We start from the raw sequence: 17,714 nt of genomic DNA on the forward strand, positions 1-17,714 counted from the left end.
TCGGCCCCCTGCTGTAGCCCGGGGTGCCCGGGACATTCCGGGCACCCCGGAGGGTCACCCTCAGATGTCCCGGAACGTCTCGATCTGCGCGCCCACCTCGTTGAGCCGCTCCGCGAGATCCTCGTACCCGCGGTTGATCACGTACACATTGCGCAGCACCGACGTGCCCTCGGCCGCCAGCATCGCCAGCAGGACCACCACGGCGGGACGCAGGGCCGGCGGGCACATCATCTCCGCTGCCCGCCAGCGGGTCGGGCCCTCGACCAGGACGCGGTGCGGGTCGAGCAGTTGGAGGCGGCCACCGAGCCGGTTGAGGTCGGTGAGGTAGATGGCGCGGTTGTCGTAGACCCAGTCGTGGATGAGGGTCTTGCCCTGGGCCGAGGCGGCGATGGCCGCGAAGAAGGGCACGTTGTCGATGTTGAGCCCGGGGAACGGCATCGGGTGGATCTTGTCGATGGGCGCCTCCAGCTTGGAGGGGCGCACCGTCAGATCGGTGAGGCGCGTACGCCCGTTGTCCGCCGGATACTCCGCGCTGCGGTCGAAGTCGAGCCCCATCTCCTCCAGCACGGCCAGCTCGATCTCCAGGAACTCGGCGGGCACCCGGCGCACCGTCAGCTCCGACTCGGTGACCACGGCCGCGGCCACCAGGCTCATCGCCTCGACCGGGTCCTCGGAGGGGGAGTAGTCCACGTCGACGTCGATGTCAGGGACGCCGTGCACGGTGAGGGTGGTGGTGCCCACTCCCTCGACCCTGACGCCGAGCTGCTCCAGGAAGAAGCACAGGTCCTGGACCATGTAGTTGGACGAGGCGTTGCGGATGACCGTGGTGCCGTCGTGCCGCGCGGCGGCCAGCAGCGCGTTCTCGGTCACGGTGTCGCCGCGCTCGGTCAGCACGATCGGGCGCGCGGGCGAGACGCCCCTGCGCACCTCGACGTGGTAGATCCCCTCCGTCGCCGTCACCTCCAGGCCGAAGTGGCGCAGCGCGCTCATGTGGGGCTGCACGGTCCTGGTACCGAGGTCGCAGCCGCCCGCGTAGGGGATGCGGAAGCGGTCCATGCGGTGCATCAGGGGGCCGAGGAACATGATGATGCTGCGCGTGCGCCGCGCGGCTTCCTCGTCGATCGCGTCCAGGTCCAGCTCGGCCGGGGGCACGATCTCCAGATCGGCCCCGCCGTTGATCCAGCGCGTGCGGACCCCGACGGAGGTGAGCACCTCCAGGATGCGGAAGACCTCCTCGATCCTGGCCACCCGGCGCAGTACGGTGCGCCCCGAGTTGAGCAGGGAGGCGCACAGCAGCGCGACGCAGGCGTTCTTGCTCGTCTTGACGTCGATGCTGCCGGAGAGACGGCGTCCGCCGACGACCCTCAGATGCATGGGTCCCGAGTAGCCCAGCGACACGATTTCACTGTCGAGCGCCTCGGAAATTCGGGCGATCATCTCAAGGCTGATGTTCTGGTTCCCGCGTTCGATGCGGTTGACGGCGCTCTGGCTGGTGCCCAGGGCCTCGGCGAGCTGCGACTGGGTCCAGCCGCGGTGCTGCCGGGCGTCACGGATGAGCTGTCCGATACGAGCGAGGTAGTCGTCGGTCATATAAAAGACGGTATCTCAGATGTGAGATAGGGGTGCAAGGGGGGTGGGCCATCCGGGGGTGAGGGTGCGCGGGTGGCGGGGTTCGGCCCGGGTGGCGAGAGGGGGTGGGGGAGGCGGGTGCCGCCGGGCCGGTCGCGGGGTACGCGTCGGACCAGGGGGTGGCGCACGACCGGGGCGGGGCATGACCGTCCGCCGGTCGTGTACTAGAGTTATCTCGACATCGAGATAACTGGCGAGAAGGCGCACACCGACCGCTGAAGTAAGGCTTACCTAACTAAGCCCTGCCCACCATAGCGGATCGCTATTCATGCACTGAAGGAGACTGTCGTGTCGGCGAACAGCTTCGACGCCCGCAGCACGCTGCGCGTGGGCGACGAGTCGTACGAGATCTTCAAGCTGGACAAGGTCGAGGGCTCCGCGCGCCTTCCCTACAGCCTGAAGGTTCTGCTGGAGAACCTGCTCCGCACCGAGGACGGCGCGAACATCACCGCCGACCACATCCGCGCGCTCGGAAGCTGGGACGCGAGCGCCCAGCCCAGCCAGGAGATCCAGTTCACTCCGGCGCGCGTGATCATGCAGGACTTCACCGGTGTGCCCTGCGTCGTGGACCTCGCCACGATGCGTGAGGCCGTCAAGGAGCTGGGCGGCGACCCGGCCCGCATCAACCCGCTGGCCCCCGCCGAGCTGGTCATCGACCACTCGGTCATCGCCGACAAGTTCGGCACCAGCGAGGCGTTCAAGCAGAACGTGGAGCTGGAGTACGGCCGCAACCGCGAGCGCTACCAGTTCCTGCGCTGGGGCCAGACCGCCTTCGACGAGTTCAAGGTCGTCCCGCCCGGCACCGGCATCGTGCACCAGGTCAACATCGAGAAGCTGGCCCGCACCGTCATGGTCCGCAACGGCCAGGCGTACCCCGACACGCTCGTGGGCACCGACTCGCACACCACCATGGTCAACGGCCTCGGCGTGCTCGGCTGGGGCGTCGGCGGCATCGAGGCCGAGGCCGCGATGCTCGGCCAGCCCGTCTCGATGCTCATCCCGCGCGTCGTCGGCTTCAAGCTGACCGGCGAGCTGAAGGCCGGTACCACCGCCACCGACCTGGTGCTCACGATCACCGAGATGCTGCGCAAGCACGGCGTCGTCGGCAAGTTCGTGGAGTTCTACGGCGAGGGCGTCGCCGCCACCTCGCTCGCCAACCGCGCCACCATCGGCAACATGTCGCCGGAGTTCGGCTCCACAGCGGCGATCTTCCCGGTCGACGACGAGACCCTGAACTACCTGCGCCTCACCGGGCGCAGCGACCAGCAGGTCGCGCTCGTCGAGGCGTACGCCAAGGAGCAGGGCCTCTGGCTCGACCCGGCGGCCGAGCCCGACTTCTCCGAGAAGCTGGAGCTGGACCTCTCCACCGTCGTGCCGTCCATCGCGGGCCCGAAGCGCCCCCAGGACCGCATCGCGCTCTCCGACGCCGCCGTCCAGTTCGGCGTGGACGTCCGCAACTACGTCACCGAGGCTGACGTCGACGAGGCGGGCAAGGAGTCCTTCCCCGCCTCCGACGCGCCGGCCGTCTCCAACGGCGTGCCCAGTAAGCCCGTCCAGGTCACGGCGCCCGACGGCTCGACGTACGAGCTGGACCACGGCGCGGTGACGGTCGCGGCCATCACCTCCTGCACCAACACCTCGAACCCGTACGTCATGGTCGCCGCCGCGCTCGTCGCGAAGAAGGCCGTGGAGAAGGGCCTGACCCGCAAGCCGTGGGTCAAGACCACCCTGGCCCCGGGCTCGAAGGTCGTCACCGACTACTTCGACAAGGCCGACCTGACGCCGTACCTGGACAAGGTCGGCTTCAACCTCGTCGGCTACGGCTGCACCACCTGCATCGGCAACTCAGGCCCGCTGCCCGACGAGGTCTCCCAGGCCGTCAACGACAACGACCTGGCCGTCACCTCGGTGCTCTCCGGCAACCGCAACTTCGAGGGCCGGATCAACCCCGACGTCAAGATGAACTACCTGGCCTCCCCGCCGCTGGTCGTCGCCTACGCCATCGCCGGGTCCATGAAGGTGGACATCACGCGCGACGCGCTCGGCACCGACCAGGACGGCAAGCCGGTCTACCTCGCCGACATCTGGCCGACCGAGGCCGAGGTGAACGACGTCGTCGCCAACTCCATCGGCGAGGACATGTTCAACAAGTCCTACGAGGACGTCTTCGCCGGCGACGCCCAGTGGCAGGCGCTCCCCGTCCCGACCGGCAACACCTTCGAGTGGGACGCCGAGTCCACCTACGTGCGCAAGCCCCCGTACTTCGAGGGCATGGGCATGGAGCCCTCGCCGGTCGGCGACATCTCCGGCGCCCGCGTGCTGGCCAAGCTGGGCGACTCGGTCACCACCGACCACATCTCCCCGGCCGGTGCGATCAAGGCCGACACCCCGGCGGGCAAGTACCTCACCGAGCACGGCATCGAGCGCCGCGACTTCAACAGCTACGGCTCGCGCCGCGGCAACCACGAGGTCATGATCCGCGGCACGTTCGCCAACATCCGCCTGCGCAACCAGATCGCGCCGGGCACCGAGGGCGGCTACACGCGTGACTTCACGCAGGAGGGCGGCCCGGTCTCCTTCATCTACGACGCCTCGCAGAACTACCAGGCGCAGGGCACCCCGCTGGTCATCCTCGCGGGCAAGGAGTACGGCTCCGGATCGTCCCGTGACTGGGCGGCCAAGGGCACCGCGCTGCTGGGCGTCAAGGCCGTCATCGCCGAGAGCTACGAGCGCATCCACCGCTCCAACCTCATCGGCATGGGCGTCCTGCCGCTCCAGTTCCCCGAGGGCGCCTCGGCCGAGTCCCTCGGGCTGGGCGGCGAGGAGACCTTCTCGATCAGCGGCATCACCGCGCTGAACGACGGCGGCATCCCGGAGACCGTGAAGGTGACGACGGACAACGGCGTCGCGTTCGACGCCAAGGTCCGCATCGACACCCCCGGCGAGGCGGACTACTACCGCAACGGCGGCATCCTCCAGTACGTGCTGCGCTCGCTCATCAGCAAGTGACGCACCGCATGAGGTGACGCACGGCGAAGAGGCCCGTACCCCCACCGGGGGTGCGGGCCTCCGCCATGCACGGACACGCACGGATCAATGGCGCCTACGACGACAGCAGCTCGATCTCCGCGAGCCTAGCGCCACCACCCTTCGGCACCAGCCGGTACGTCTCCCACGACCCGGGCCGCTTCACCTCGAAGACCCGCGTCTGCTTGTCCCAGCGGAAGCTCTCCCCGGCGCGCCGGTCCACATCGGTCCACCGCTTCCCGTCCCGCGAGCCCTGGAGCACCCAGCCCTCCGGCGCCTCGTCCTTCTTCGCCGAGGTGAGGGTGTACGAGGTGACGCGCGAGCCCTTCTCCACCGCCACCGGCGAGGAGGTGACCTCGGCGCCGGTGTCCGAGGTGTCGTCCAGGAGCGTGTCGCCCTCCTCGGGACGTGTCACATCGCGGCGCGGTGAGGGCACCTTGTCGTCCTTCGTGAGGGAGGTGGGGCCCGCGTGCTTGCCGCTGCCCCACTTCGACGGTTCGGGGCCCATGGCGAACTCCAGCGTGCCGCCCTTGGCGAGGAGCTTGTGGGGGAGCGCCGTGGAGTTCCACTTCTTGCCGTTGACCTTCAGGCCCTGCACGTACACGTTCTTCGCGCTGTTCTCCGGAGCCTTGACGACCAGGTCGCGGCCGTTCTCCAGGTGGACCGTGGCCTTCGTGAACAGCGGTGAGCCGATGGCGTACTCGGGGGAGCCCATCACCAGTGGGTAGAAGCCCAGGGCGCTGAAGACGTACCAGGCGGACATCTCGCCGTTGTCCTCGTCGCCCGCGTACCCCTGGCCGATCTCGCTGCCCAGGTAGAGCCGCGAGAGCGCCTCGCGCACCTTCTCCTGGGTCTTCCACGGCTGCCCGGCCGCGTCGTAGGTGTAGGCGATGTGGTGCGAGGGCTGGTTGCTGTGCCCGTACATGCCCATCCGGACGTCCCTGGCCTCCGTCATCTCGTGGATGACGTTGCCGTACGAGCCCGCGAACCGCTTCTCCGCCGTCTCGGGCGTCGCGAAGTAGCTGTCCAGCTTCTTCGCGAGTCCCGCCCTGCCGCCGTAGAGGTTCGCCAGGCCGCGGGTGTCCTGGGGCGCGGTGAAGGCGAAGTTCCAGCCGTTGGTCTCGGTGTAGTCGTGGCCCCAGACGCGCGGGTCGTACGCGTCGGGCGACAGCCGCCAGTCACCCTTGGCGTCCTTGCCCTGGAAGAAGCCGATCCGCTCGTCGAAGAGCTTCACGTAGTTCCGGGCCCGGTTCAGGAAGTAGGACGCCTCTTCCTTGTACCGCTTCTTTCCCGTCTTTTTGTGGAGGGCCTTGGCCATGTTCGCTATGCCGAAGTCGTTGAGATAACCCTCCAGCGCCCAGGACATGCCCTCCTTGGTGGCCGTGCTCGTGTAGCCCAGGAAGGCCGAGGTGTTCATGCCCTTGCGCCCGACGCCCGGGTCCGGCGGGGCCACCGTCGCGTTCTTGAGCGCCGCCTCGTAGGCCGCCTCGGCGTCGAAGTCCACGCCCTTGGCGTAGGCGTCGGCGAAGGCCACGTCCGAGCTGGTGCCCGTCATCAGGTCCGCGTAGCCGGGCGAGGACCAGCGGGAGATCCAGCCGCCGTCCTTGTACTGCTGCACGAAGCCGTCCGCCATCTTCCCCGCGCGCTCCGGGGTGAGGAAGGAGTAGGCGGGCCAGGTGGTGCGGTACGTGTCCCAGAACCCGTTGTTGACGTAGACCTCGCCGTCGACGATCTTCGAGCCGGTCTCCGTCGGCGTGTCCGGTTTCTCGGCCGGGGAGAACGGGCTGGCGTAGCGGCTGCGCGAACCCACCTTCTCGTAGCCGGAGTTGGGGTAGAGGTAGAGGCGGTAGAGGTTGGAGTAGAGCGTGGTGAGCTGGTCCTCGCTCGCGCCCTCCACCTCGATGACGCCGAGGATGTCGTCCCACTGCTTCTGGGCCCGGTCCCTGACCCCCTCGAAGGTGGCCGAGCCGGGGATCTCGTCGGCGAGGTTGGCCTTCGCCTGGTCCACGCTGATCAGCGAGGTGGCGATGCGCATGGTGACGGTGCGGTCCTCGCCCGGGGCGAAGCGCAGATAGCCGGTGACGTCCGCTCCGCCGCCGCCCGTCAGCTTGCCGCCGGAGGTGACGGGGGAGTCGAAGGTGGCGTAGACGAACAGCCGCGTGGCCCCCGTCGAGCCGCCGCTCTTGACGTCCGAGTAGCCCGTCACGACTCCGTTCTCGGTGTCCAGGCTGAGCCCGCCCCTGTTGTCCACGTTGTCGAAGACGAGGCCGGCGTCGTCGCCGGGGAAGGTGAAGCGCATCATCGCGGCGTGGTCGGTCGGCGTCATCTCGGTGCGCAGGCCGTTCTCGAACTCGACGCCGTAGTAGTGGGGCTTCGCCGTCTCGTTCTCGTGCCGGAAAGGCAGTGCGCGCGCCGAGCGCGAGGCGTCCGGGGTGCCCGCCTTCGCCGACGGCATCACCTGGAACGTCTGCCGGTCGCCCATCCAGGGGCTCGGCTCGTGGCTCGCGCTGAACGCCTGGAGCGTCGGCAGGTTGTCGCCGTTGTTCTTGCGCGCGTACTCGTACAGCCAGTCCGTGGAGCCCGCGTTGGTCACCGGCGTCCAGAAGTTGAAGCCATTGGGCACGGCCGTCGCCGGGAAGTTGTTGCCGCGCGAGAAGCTGCCGCTGGAGTTCGTGCCCCTGTTGGTCGCCACATGGTCGGACAGGTGCGCCTTGGGCTTCGCGGGGGCCTCGGGCGCGATCGTGAGGTCGTCCACCCAGCCGCTGAAGGCGCCTGGGCCCTTGTCGGAGTCGTAGCCCACCAGGACCCGGTCGACGGTCTTGCCCGCCGCGACCCGGCCGATCCTGGCCTCCTTGTGGTTCCACTGGTTGACGTACAGCGTCTTGGACGCGCCCTGGCCGCGCGGGCTCAGCGGGGCGCCGTGCTGGTCGGCGGCGCGCAGCTCGCTGAGGTACGTCCCGTCGGTGAAGGCCAGGTCGACGGCCACCTGGGTCGCCGCGTAACCGCGGTCGCCCTCCGGCATCTCGGGGAAGATCCGGTACGACAGCACGGAGTCGGCGGCGATGTCGGTGTCGACGTCGAAGACCTTGTTGGAGGAGTACGCGTGGCCCTCGGTCCGGTGGACGCCCGCGTAGCGCAGCGCGTGCTTGCCGGTGAAGCCCGCACCCGTCTTCGCCGTAGGCGACTCGGAGGGGCCGGTTCCGGTGCGGGTGCTCATGCCCTGGCCCGACCCGGAGTCGTCCGGGCCGACGCCGGAGACGCGGGGTTCGCCGTCGGGGCCTGTCTCGACGGTGCTGTTCCAGTCGGGGGCCTGCTGTCCTGGCTCGAACGAGGAGCTGAAGCGTGTGCCGCGGTCACCGGGCTCGGGGGCCGCCACCGCGGTGCCCTGGGCCGTCACGACGAGCATGGTGACCGCGGCGAGCACGACGGCGCGCGCGGCCCTGGGGGAGAAGGGGGAGAAGGGGGTCGGGGGACGGAATCCGCGGCGGGCCGCGGGTCTGTGCCGGGTGGTCTGATGGCTACGTCGCACTCGGGCCTCTCAACAGAGGTGACATCGTTGTCAGTTACGCAATGCAGGATTAAGTAACGTGCGGGGGACCTTTGTTGTCAAGGGTGCCGAAGGGGCACGCGATTTACGGGACGTGAAGGAGCGCGAAGGGGTACGGGATTTTCCGCGAGGTGCCGCCGTGCGGGCGTAGCGCCGGGCGGAGGGTTTTCTTCCGGTGAGGCGGCGCGAAAGAGCGGAAGCGCCCCACGTCAGCCGGGGCGCGTGCTTTCGTATGTCCAAGCGCCGTACCGCGATTGTCCTAGCCGGATGTCGCGTGCATGTGCTCACCTATGTCCGAGAGGTCTCAACTAGGGAAAGACTGACGCGCAACCCTGCTTTCGATCTTGCCCACGTGGCGAGAAGTGGACTATACCTGTCGGCACCTCAAGCGGGGCCCTCACACGGAGCCGCTGGCGGTAGCACGACCAGTACGACCCCAGCTTCAACTGACCCGCGGTGTCGGGCCCTTCGTCCGACGGGCGAGCTGACGGGAGACCGGTACACCGCCTGAGTCCTGGAGAAGGCGAGGACTTGAGCATGGGATCCACCCACGTCAACCGTCGTGATCTGATCAAGCGCACCGCGGCAGCCGGCCTTGTCGCCGCCCCCGGAATGGGGCTTCTCAGCTCCTGCGCGAGCGGCGGCGGCGAGAACGAGGACAAGGTCGACAAGGGCAAGAAGAGCAAGGACAACCCGCTGGCGGTCAACAAGGACGCCAAGCTCGAAGTCGTCATCTTCAACGGTGGATACGGCGATCAGTACGCCAAGGACAACCACGCGGTCTACGAGAAGTCCTTCGGACAGGTCGAGCACGTCAAGACCCAGAAGATCCGCACCAAGATGCAGCCGCGGATGGTGAAGGGCAACCCGCCGGACGTGATCAACAACTCCGGCGCCGAGAACATGGACATCGCGAGTCTGATCAAGGACGAGCAGGTCATGGATCTCGAACCGCTGCTGGACGCGCCTTCCCTCTTCGACCCGTCGAAGAAGGTACGCGACACCCTTCTCCCCGGAACCATCGAGAAGGGGCAGTTCGGCAGCGACAAGATGTACCAGCTCAACTATTCCTTCACCGTCTACGGCGTCTGGTATTCCAAGACGGCGCTGGAGAAGCTGGACCTCGAATACCCCAAGACCTGGGACGAGATGCTCGCCGCCTGCGCCAAGGCGAAGAAGGAGGGCATCGCGGGCTGGACGTACGCGGGCAAGTACCCGTACTACTTCGCCTTCACGCTGTACCCGTTCTTCACGAAGATCGGCGGCCAGGAGGTCATGAAGGCCATCGACAACCTGGAGCCCAACGCCTGGAAGCACGACGCCGTCAAGAAGGCGTTCGAGGCGTACCACGAGCTGTACGCCAAGGGCTACATCCTCAAGGGCACCCCCGGCATCGACCACATCCAGTCCCAGACGCAGTGGAACAAGGGCAAGGCGCTCTTCCTCCCGAACGGCTCCTGGGTGGAGAACGAGGCCAGGAAGACCACGCCCAAGGACTTCGAGATGACCGTGGCCCCGCCCTCCAGCCTCGACAAGTCCGACGCCATGCCCTTCGAGACCATCTACGCCGAGGCGAGCGAGCCCTTCATGGTCCCGGCCAAGGCGAAGAACGTCGAGGGCGGCATGGAGTGGCTGCGCATCATGCTGGGCAAGCAATCCACACAGAACTTCAGCGAGCAGGTGTCGGCGCTCACCTGTGTCGACGGCGCGGCCGAGGGGCTGGACCTGAAGCCGGGGCTCTCCTCGGCGCAGCAGATCCTCAAGGCCGCCGGTGAGAACGTGGTGGGCCCCCGCCTCCAGGACTGGTACCTGGAACTGCACAAGGACAAGATCGGCGGCGCCATCGCCTCGATGATGTCGGGCGACATCGAGCCGGACGAGGCCATCAAGCGCTGCCAGAAGGCGGCCGACGACGTGGCCAAGGACGACTCCGTCAAGAAGTACAAGCGCTGATCCGGAGCTGACCCGCCGGACCGGCGGGTCAGCCTCCGACCGGGCAAGACCGGGCACGGCACGGGTATCCATCGGTTCAATGCTGAGTACGGAGCGGGGCGGCATGGCGAACGATCTCCGGACGGTGGGGAAGACCACGGGTCCGGCACCGGAACGACAGGGCGGCGCCGCGCGCACCAAGGCCGCCTTCCCACTGCTCGTGGCGGCCTTCCTGCTGCCGCCCCGCGCCACCCCGGAGAGGGCGCGCAGGGACCCGCGCTACCGGACCCTCGACAAGTACCGCTTCATCTGCTGGTTCCTGCTGCTGCCGCTGGTGATCTACGCGGTCTTCGTGATCTCGCCGTTCTTCCAGGCGTTCTACTACTCACTGACCGACTGGACGGGCTTCAGCAGCGAGTTCAGCTTCGTCGGGCTGGACAACTACACCCGGATGATGGACGACTCCACGTTCTGGGCGGCGATGCAGCACAGCCTGATCCTGCTCATCGTGGCCCCCGTCGTCACCCTGGCGCTCGGCCTCTTCTTCGCCTTCATGCTCCAGGCGGGCGGGCGGCACAAGAAGAACGAGGTCATCTCCGGCGTCCGCGGATCGAAGCTCTACAAGAACGTCTACTTCTTCCCGCAGGTCATCTCCGTCGCCATCATCGGTGTCGTCTGGGGCGCGATGTACGACCCCATCACGGGGCCGATCAACGAGGTGCTGCGCACCGTGGGCCTCGGGGCGCTCGCGCAGAACTGGCTCGCCGACCCCACCTTCGCGCTCGCCTCGGTGCTGTTCGTCGTCTGCTGGATGTTCGTCGGCTTCTACGTGGTGCTGTTCTCCGCTGCCATGGGCTCCATCCCGAAGGACATCTACGAGGCGGCGCTGCTGGACGGCGCGAGCAGGCCCAAGACCTTCTTCAAGGTCACGCTGCCGCTGATCTGGGACACGGTGCAGACCGGCTGGATCTACATGGGCATCCAGGCGCTCGACTGCTTCGCCGTCGTGCACATCATGACCATCAACAAGGGCGGCCCGGGCGACTCCACCCTGGTCACCCCGGTCTACCTCTACAAGAAGGCGTTCGACTCGGGGCAGGCGGGCTACGCCACCGCGATCGGCGTCGTGCTGCTGCTGGTCACCATGGTTTTCGCCGCGGTCATGATGCTGCTGAGCCGCCGCGACCGGATCGAGTACTGAAGTGAGCGGGGAGATTCGAGCGATGAACGCTATCCAGCCCGCCGAGGCCCCCGGGGAAGCGGACCGGGCCGACGGCAAGCCCCCCGCCTCCGGCACCGGCACCGGGCCCGGCGCGAAGGGCGGGGACGGGGGCCGCGAAGGGCGCGCCCGGATCGGCACCGAGGGCGCCACCCTCAACGTCTTCGCCAACGGCTTCCTCATCCTGTGGAGCGTCATGGCGGCCGGGCCCCTGCTGTGGGTCATGGTCAACTCGCTGCGGAAGTCGGCGGAGATCGAGGGCAAGCCCTTCGGCTGGCCCACCGCGTTCAGCGTCGAGAACTTCACCAACGCGTGGAGCGACGCCAACATCGGCGAGTACGCCCTCAACTCGGCGCTGGTGCTGTGCGGTTCGCTGCCCGGCACCATGCTGCTGGGCTCGATGGCGGCCTACGTCATCGCCCGCTTCGCGTTCCCCGGCAACCGCGTCATCTATCTGCTGTTCGCTGGCGGGATGATGTTCCCCATCATCCTGGCGGTCGTGCCGCTGTTCTTCGTGATGGACAACTTCGGGCTGCTGGACACGAAGCAGGGCCTGATCCTGGCGTACATCGCCTACTCACTGCCGTTCACGACCTTCTTCATGACGGCGTTCTTCCGCACCCTGCCGGGATCGATCGCGGAGGCGGCCACCATCGACGGCGCCTCGCACCTGCGGACCTTCTTCCAGATCATGCTGCCCATGGCCAAGCCCGGCCTGATCAGCATCGGCATCTTCAACTTCCTGGGCCAGTGGAACCAGTACTTCCTCCCCCTGGCCCTGAACAGCGAGAGCTCCCACAAGGCCCTGCTGACCCAGGGCCTGGCCGAGCTGTCCGTGAATCAGGGCTACGAGGGGGACTGGGGCGCCCTCTTCGCGGGGCTGACGGTGGCCATGCTGCCCATCCTCGTCGTCTACATGGTCTTCCAGCGCCAGGTGCAGCAGGGCCTGACGGCGGGCGCGGTGAAGTAACCGGGCGCGACGAGGCAGGGGGACCGTTCACAGCACGGACCCAGACCGTCACGGTGGCGGACCGGAGCAGGGCCGGTCCGCCCCCTGCGACGTCCGCTCACCCTCCGTAGAATGCCTCTCGGATGAGCGCCCCCGTCGCCGAAGCACGCTCAAGGTCTTGACGGGGGAGAACCGCTCGGGCTCTGCTTAGAGTTCAGATGTTGGAAACAGGCCGTATCCCATCGACGCGGTACGGCAGACGGGGCGGCGGTCGTGCCGGCCGTCGAGGCGGGAGTGGAACAGTGGTCGAGACTCCGGGCTCGCAGTCTTCGCTGCACCGGGCGAATCTGGAGCGGGTCGTACGGGCCGTACGGATGGCCGGATCGCTCACCCAGGCGGAGATCGCCCGGAGCACAGGGCTGTCGGCCGCCACCGTCTCCAATATCGTCCGGGAGCTGAAGGACGGCGGAACGGTGCAGGTCACGCCCACCTCCGCCGGGGGCCGCAGGGCCCGCGCAGTGTCGCTGAGCGGCGACGCGGGCACCGTCGTGGGCGTCGACTTCGGGCACTCGCACCTGCGGGTCGCCGTCGGCAACCTCGCGCACCAGGTGCTCGCCGAGGAGGCCGAGCCCATCGACGTGGACGCCTCGGCAGCCGAGGGCTTCGACCGCGCCGAGCAGCTCGTCCAGCGCCTCATCGCCACGACGGGCATCAGCCCCGAGAAGCTCATCGGCGTCGGCCTCGGCGTCCCCGGACCCATCGACGTGGAGACGGGAGCGCTGGGCTCCACGTCGATCCTCCCGGGATGGGCGGGCACGAACCCGCGCGAGGAGCTGGCCTCCCGCCTCGGCGTCCCCGTCTACGTCGACAACGACGCCAACCTCGGCGCGCTCGGCGAGCAGGTCTGGGGCAACGGGCGCGGCTCGGCCGACCTCGCGTACATCAAGGTGGCGAGCGGCGTCGGCGCCGGACTGGTGATCAACGGCCAGATCTACCGCGGCCCCGGCGGCACGGCGGGCGAGATCGGGCACATCACCCTGGACGAGTCGGGCCCCGTGTGCCGCTGCGGCAACCGCGGCTGCCTGGAGACCTTCACCGCGGCCCGCTATGTGCTGCCCCTGCTGCACTCCAGCCACGGCGCGGACCTGACGATGGCCCGCGTGGTCCAGCTCGCGCGCGACGGCGACCCGGGCTGCCGCCGGGTGATCGCCGACGTGGGGCGGCACATCGGCAGCGGCGTCGCCAACCTCTGCAACCTGCTCAACCCCTCCAAGGTGCTGCTCGGCGGAGACCTCGCGGAGGCCGGTGACCTGGTGCTCGACCCGGTGCGCGACTCCGTGGCCCGCTACGCGATCCCCAGCGCCGGACGTCAGCTCACCGTGGTCCCCGGCACGCTCGGGGGCCGCGCCGAGGTGCTGGGCGCGCTGGCGCTGGTGCTGAGCGAGATGGGTGACGCGACGCTGCTGGACGCCGCCGCCGCTGCCGGGTTCGGCGCGGGGGAGGGTGCGGGCGAGGGCGCCGCGTCGGACGGTTCCCCGGAAGGGCCGCGCGAGGGGCGGGAGCCGGGCCGTACGGGCGGGCGTACGGGCGCCGCCGACCCCGCGGGACCCCCGGACACGGCGGTGGCCGCGGCCTCGGTCTGACGCCCGGCCGCCGGGCCCGCGGTGCCCGGCGCCGGCGCCGTCGGTGACGCCGCGCACGGTTGCGCGGCGTCACCACAGAGAGCGCTTTTGTGTTCATGCACATAACGAATGGCATCGTTGCCGTCTCGTTAAGGATTTACTTCTTGACGCTTGCGTGGCCTGCGAGTTGACTTCCAGCCACCTCGGCCGCAACGACGCGGCCTCGTCAGGGAGGTTGGAACCCCATGAACGCAAAGATGCGTCGCGTCGTCATCGGAACGGCTGCCGTCTCGATGGCCCTGTCCCTCGCCGCGTGCGGCAAGGCGGGCGGCGGCGACGGTGAAGGCGGCGGTGGAGACAACAAGACCATCGGGCTTCTCCTGCCCGAGAACAAGACCACGCGCTACGAGACCTTCGACCGTCCGTACATGGAGAAGAAGATCAAGGCGCTGTGCTCGGACTGCAAGGTCAAGTACAACAACGCCACGCAGGACACCGAGACCCAGAAGAAGCAGTTCGACGCCCTCATAACCCAGGGCGTCAAGGTCATCATCCTCGACGCGGTGGACGCGCAGGCCACCAAGTCCTGGGTCGACCGGGCGGCGAAGAAGGGCGTCAAGGTCGTCGCCTACGACCGCCTCGCCGAGGGCGACATCTCGGCCTACGTCTCCTACGACAACGAGAAGATCGGCGAGCTCCAGGGACAGGGGCTCGTCGAGGCGATGGGCGACAAGGCCAAGGACGCCAACGTCGTCATGATCAACGGCTCGCCGACCGACCCGAACGCGGCCCTCTTCAAGAAGGGCGCGCACAGCGTCCTCGACAAGGAGGTCAAGGAGGTCGTCTACGAGCAGGACATCCCGGACTGGTCCCCGGACGAGGCCAACAAGAAGATGGGCGCCGCCATCACCAAGCTGGGCAAGGACGGCTTCGACGGCGTCTACTCGGCCAACGACGGCATGGCGGGCGGCATCGCCACCGCCATGAAGAAGTCCGGCGTCAAGGACGTCCCGCTGAGCGGCCAGGACGCCGAACTCGCCGGTCTCCAGCGCCTCGTGAGCGGCGACCAGAGCTTCACCATCTACAAGGCGATCAAGCCCGAGGCCGAGACGACCGCCGAGATCGCGGTCAAGCTCCTCCAGGGCGAGAAGATCGACTCCCTCACCCCGAAGAAGGTCGACAGCAAGAGCCAGGACGGCGTCCCGTCCCAGCTCTACAGCGCCAAGATCGTGACCAAGGACAACATCAAGGACACGATCATCAAGGACAAGGTGTACAAGGTCGGCCAGATCTGCACCAAGGAATTCGCCTCGGCCTGCAAGGACGCGGGCCTGCTGTAAGCGGTACGCCCTACTTGGCGAAGCCGTACGCGGCGAGCCGTGAGCGGTGAGCCCCGAGCGATGAGCCGTACGGCGCGCCGACCGCGCCGGACGCGCCGACCGCGTCGCGGAGTACGGGAGCAGGGCCGCACCAGCGGTCCTGCTCTCCGCCGCGCGGGGGAGGCCGCCGTGGCGGGGGAGGCACGGCGCGGCGCACCCGCAGTCCTCATTCCTGAAAGAAAGATCGGAGCAGGCCAAGTGCCTAACGAACCCGTGCTGGCGCTGCGCGGAATCTCCAAGCGGTTCGGTGCCGTACAGGCGCTCACCGAGGTGGACCTGGAGGTCCGCACCGGTGAGGTCGTCGCCCTCGTCGGCGACAACGGCGCCGGGAAGTCCACGCTCGTCAAGACCATCGCAGGCGTCCACCCCATCGACGACGGGAACATCGAGTGGGAAGGGCGCTCCGTCGCCATCCACCGCCCGCACGACGCGCAGGAACTCGGCATCGCCACCGTCTACCAGGACCTGGCGCTGTGCGACAACCTCGACGTCGTCGCCAACCTCTTCCTCGGCAGCGAGGTGCGGCGCTCGGCCGTGCTGGACGAGATCGCCATGGAGAAGCGCGCCAAGGAACTGCTGGACACCCTGTCCATCCGCATCCCCAGCGTCCGCATCCCCGTCGCCTCGCTCTCCGGCGGGCAGCGGCAGGTCGTCGCCATCGCCCGCGCGCTGATCGGCGACCCCAAGGTCGTCATCCTCGACGAGCCCACCGCGGCCCTCGGCGTCGAGCAGACCGCGCAGGTCCTCGACCTGGTCGAGCGGCTGCGCGAGCGCGGCCTCGCCGTCATCCTCATCAGCCACAACATGGCCGACGTCCAGGCCGTGGCCGACCGGGTCGCGGTGCTGCGCCTCGGCCGCAACAACGGTGTCTTCCCGGTCGCCAGCACCTCCCACGAGAAGATCGTCGCGGCGATCACCGGCGCCTCGGACAACGCGGTCACCCGCCGTCAGGCCCGCACGAGCGAGGGCTCCAAGGAGGGGTCGAAGTGAGCGACACCGTGAACACGGACAAGGGCGGCAAGGGCGGCAAGGACGCCTCCGTCGCCGGGCCCGTCCCCGCCGACGCGAACGGCGCGGCGCCCGCTGCCGTCGATCCCCGGCTGCTCGTGCGCGAACAGGGCTTCGCGGGCTACTGGACCGACTTCAAGCGCCGCATGCGCGGCGGCGAGCTGGGCTCGCTGCCCGTCATCCTCGGCCTCATCGCCATCGCGATCATCTTCCAGTCGCTGAACAGCAGCTTCCTCTCCGCGGGCAGCCTGAGCGACATCGGCGTCTACATCGCCGGTACGGGCATCATGGCGACGGGCATCGTCTTCGTCCTGCTGCTCGGCGAGATCGACCTGTCGGTCGGCTCCGTCGCGGGCGTCGGCGCCGCCGTGTGGGCCGTGCTCAGCGTCACGCACGGTGTCAACGACTGGCTCTCGGTGATCCTCGCCATCGGCGCGGGCCTCCTCATCGGCGCCCTCCATGGGTTCTTTTTCGCCAAGGTGGGCGTGCCCGCGTTCGTCGTCACACTGGCGGGCTTCCTGGGCTGGAGCGGGCTCCAGATCTGGCTGATGGGCGCCGAGGGAAGCATCAACACCCCCGGCGGCAGCATCGTCGAGGACCTCACCGGCTACTACTTCGAGGACATCGCCGCGGGCTACGGCCTCGCCCTCGTGGCCGTCCTCGCCTACGCGGGCGCGCTGCTCCTGGACGCGAAGCGGCGCCGCGCGGCGGAGCTGCCCTTCCGGCCCATGAGCGAGATCGCGCTGCGCACGGGTGTGGTCGCGGTGGTCGCGTTCGTCGCCGCTTACGTCCTCAACCAGTCGCGCGGCCTGCCGCTCGCCCTGGTGGTCTTCCTGGCCGTGCTGGTCATCGCGGACTTCGTGGTGCGGCGCACCACCTACGGGCGGCAGATCTTCGCCGTCGGCGGCAACGCGGAGGCCGCGCGGCGCGCGGGCATCAACGTCGAACGCGTCCGGATCAGCGTCTTCGCCATCGCGGGCATGCTCGCCGCCTTCGGCGGTCTGTTCATCGCCAGCCTCTCGGGCGGTGCGACGAAGAGCCTCGGCGCGGGGAACACGCTGATGAACGTCATCGCCGCAGCGGTCATCGGAGGCACCAGCCTCTTCGGCGGGCGCGGCAAGATCTGGTCGGCGCTGCTCGGCATCCTGGTGATCCAGTCCATTCAGCAGGGGCTGAACCTGCTCGGGATGGCGAGCGAGATCCAGTACATGATCACGGGTGCGGTGCTGCTGGCCGCTGTCGTGATCGACTCGCTCTCGCGGCGCACGCAGAAGACGGCGGGCCGCACGTAAGGGGCCTACGGCCCCGCACCGCCCACCTTCACGGCCAAGGGCGCCCCTCCCGCCCCAGAGGGGCGCCCCGGCGCGGCGCCGACCCCCACCACCCAGGCACCCCGCGACCA

At 68.6% G+C, this 17,714-nt stretch carries 10 protein-coding genes; 8 read left to right on the forward strand and 2 right to left on the reverse strand.

Annotated features, from left to right (window positions below; translation table 11 throughout):
* Window positions 1–60 precede the first annotated feature (60 nt).
* On the reverse strand, window positions 61–1,590 hold the full coding sequence (locus ACYVOO_RS29910) for a helix-turn-helix domain-containing protein (protein WP_453344512.1): 1,530 nt from the start codon (window positions 1,588–1,590) through the stop codon (window positions 61–63).
* 327 nt (window positions 1,591–1,917) lie between these two features.
* Between ACYVOO_RS29910 and acnA the strand changes: the two genes are divergently transcribed.
* On the forward strand, window positions 1,918–4,638 hold the full coding sequence (acnA, locus tag ACYVOO_RS29915) for an aconitate hydratase AcnA (RefSeq protein ID WP_461018847.1): 2,721 nt from the start codon (window positions 1,918–1,920) through the stop codon (window positions 4,636–4,638).
* Between the two features lie 94 nt (window positions 4,639–4,732).
* Here acnA and ACYVOO_RS29920 read toward each other — a convergent pair whose 3' ends face one another.
* Complete coding sequence (locus tag ACYVOO_RS29920) at window positions 4,733–8,062, reverse strand: GH92 family glycosyl hydrolase (RefSeq protein ID WP_461018932.1); 3,330 nt, start codon at window positions 8,060–8,062, stop codon at window positions 4,733–4,735.
* Between the two features lie 678 nt (window positions 8,063–8,740).
* On the opposite strand from ACYVOO_RS29920, the gene ngcE reads away from it, so the two are divergent.
* The 7 genes from ngcE to ACYVOO_RS29955 all read left to right on the forward strand — a co-directional run bounded on the left by ngcE (window position 8,741) and on the right by ACYVOO_RS29955 (window position 17,604).
* Entirely contained in the window at window positions 8,741–10,156 is a 1,416-nt protein-coding gene (gene ngcE / locus ACYVOO_RS29925) for an N-acetylglucosamine/diacetylchitobiose ABC transporter substrate-binding protein (protein WP_461018848.1), read from the forward strand.
* 103 nt (window positions 10,157–10,259) lie between these two features.
* Complete coding sequence (locus ACYVOO_RS29930; protein WP_461018849.1) at window positions 10,260–11,336, forward strand: carbohydrate ABC transporter permease; 1,077 nt, start codon at window positions 10,260–10,262, stop codon at window positions 11,334–11,336.
* A 22-nt stretch (window positions 11,337–11,358) separates the two neighbouring features.
* Window positions 11,359–12,324, forward strand: a complete 966-nt coding sequence (locus ACYVOO_RS29935) for a carbohydrate ABC transporter permease (RefSeq protein WP_461018850.1) — start codon at window positions 11,359–11,361, stop codon at window positions 12,322–12,324.
* A gap of 281 nt (window positions 12,325–12,605) precedes the next feature.
* Window positions 12,606–13,946, forward strand: coding sequence for an ROK family transcriptional regulator (locus ACYVOO_RS29940; protein WP_461018851.1), 1,341 nt, complete (start codon window positions 12,606–12,608; stop codon window positions 13,944–13,946).
* A gap of 224 nt (window positions 13,947–14,170) precedes the next feature.
* Window positions 14,171–15,265 carry an ABC transporter substrate-binding protein gene (locus ACYVOO_RS29945; protein ID WP_461018852.1) on the forward strand — a complete coding sequence of 365 codons (1,095 nt, stop codon included), beginning with the start codon at window positions 14,171–14,173 and terminating at the stop codon, window positions 15,263–15,265.
* Window positions 15,266–15,502: 237 nt separating this feature from the next.
* Window positions 15,503–16,294, forward strand: coding sequence for an ATP-binding cassette domain-containing protein (locus ACYVOO_RS29950; RefSeq protein ID WP_453344519.1), 792 nt, complete (start codon window positions 15,503–15,505; stop codon window positions 16,292–16,294).
* A gap of 8 nt (window positions 16,295–16,302) precedes the next feature.
* Entirely contained in the window at window positions 16,303–17,604 is a 1,302-nt protein-coding gene (locus ACYVOO_RS29955) for a sugar ABC transporter permease (RefSeq protein ID WP_461018933.1), read from the forward strand.
* The last annotated feature ends 110 nt before the right edge of the window (window positions 17,605–17,714 follow it).

Source organism: Streptomyces daliensis, assembly GCF_054782395.1.

Bases quoted from the DNA above. Each gene is read 5' to 3' on its own strand.
- ACYVOO_RS29945 (WP_461018852.1), top strand. From the start codon at position 14,171: ATGAACGCAAAGATGCGTCGCGTCGTCATCGGAACGGCTGCCGTCTCG.
- ACYVOO_RS29935 (WP_461018850.1), top strand. From the start codon at position 11,359: ATGAACGCTATCCAGCCCGCCGAGGCCCCCGGGGAAGCGGACCGGGCC.
- ngcE (WP_461018848.1), top strand. From the start codon at position 8,741: ATGGGATCCACCCACGTCAACCGTCGTGATCTGATCAAGCGCACCGCG.
- ACYVOO_RS29910 (WP_453344512.1), bottom strand. From the start codon at position 1,590: ATGACCGACGACTACCTCGCTCGTATCGGACAGCTCATCCGTGACGCC.
- ACYVOO_RS29920 (WP_461018932.1), bottom strand. From the start codon at position 8,062: ATGCTCGTCGTGACGGCCCAGGGCACCGCGGTGGCGGCCCCCGAGCCC.
- ACYVOO_RS29930 (WP_461018849.1), top strand. From the start codon at position 10,260: ATGGCGAACGATCTCCGGACGGTGGGGAAGACCACGGGTCCGGCACCG.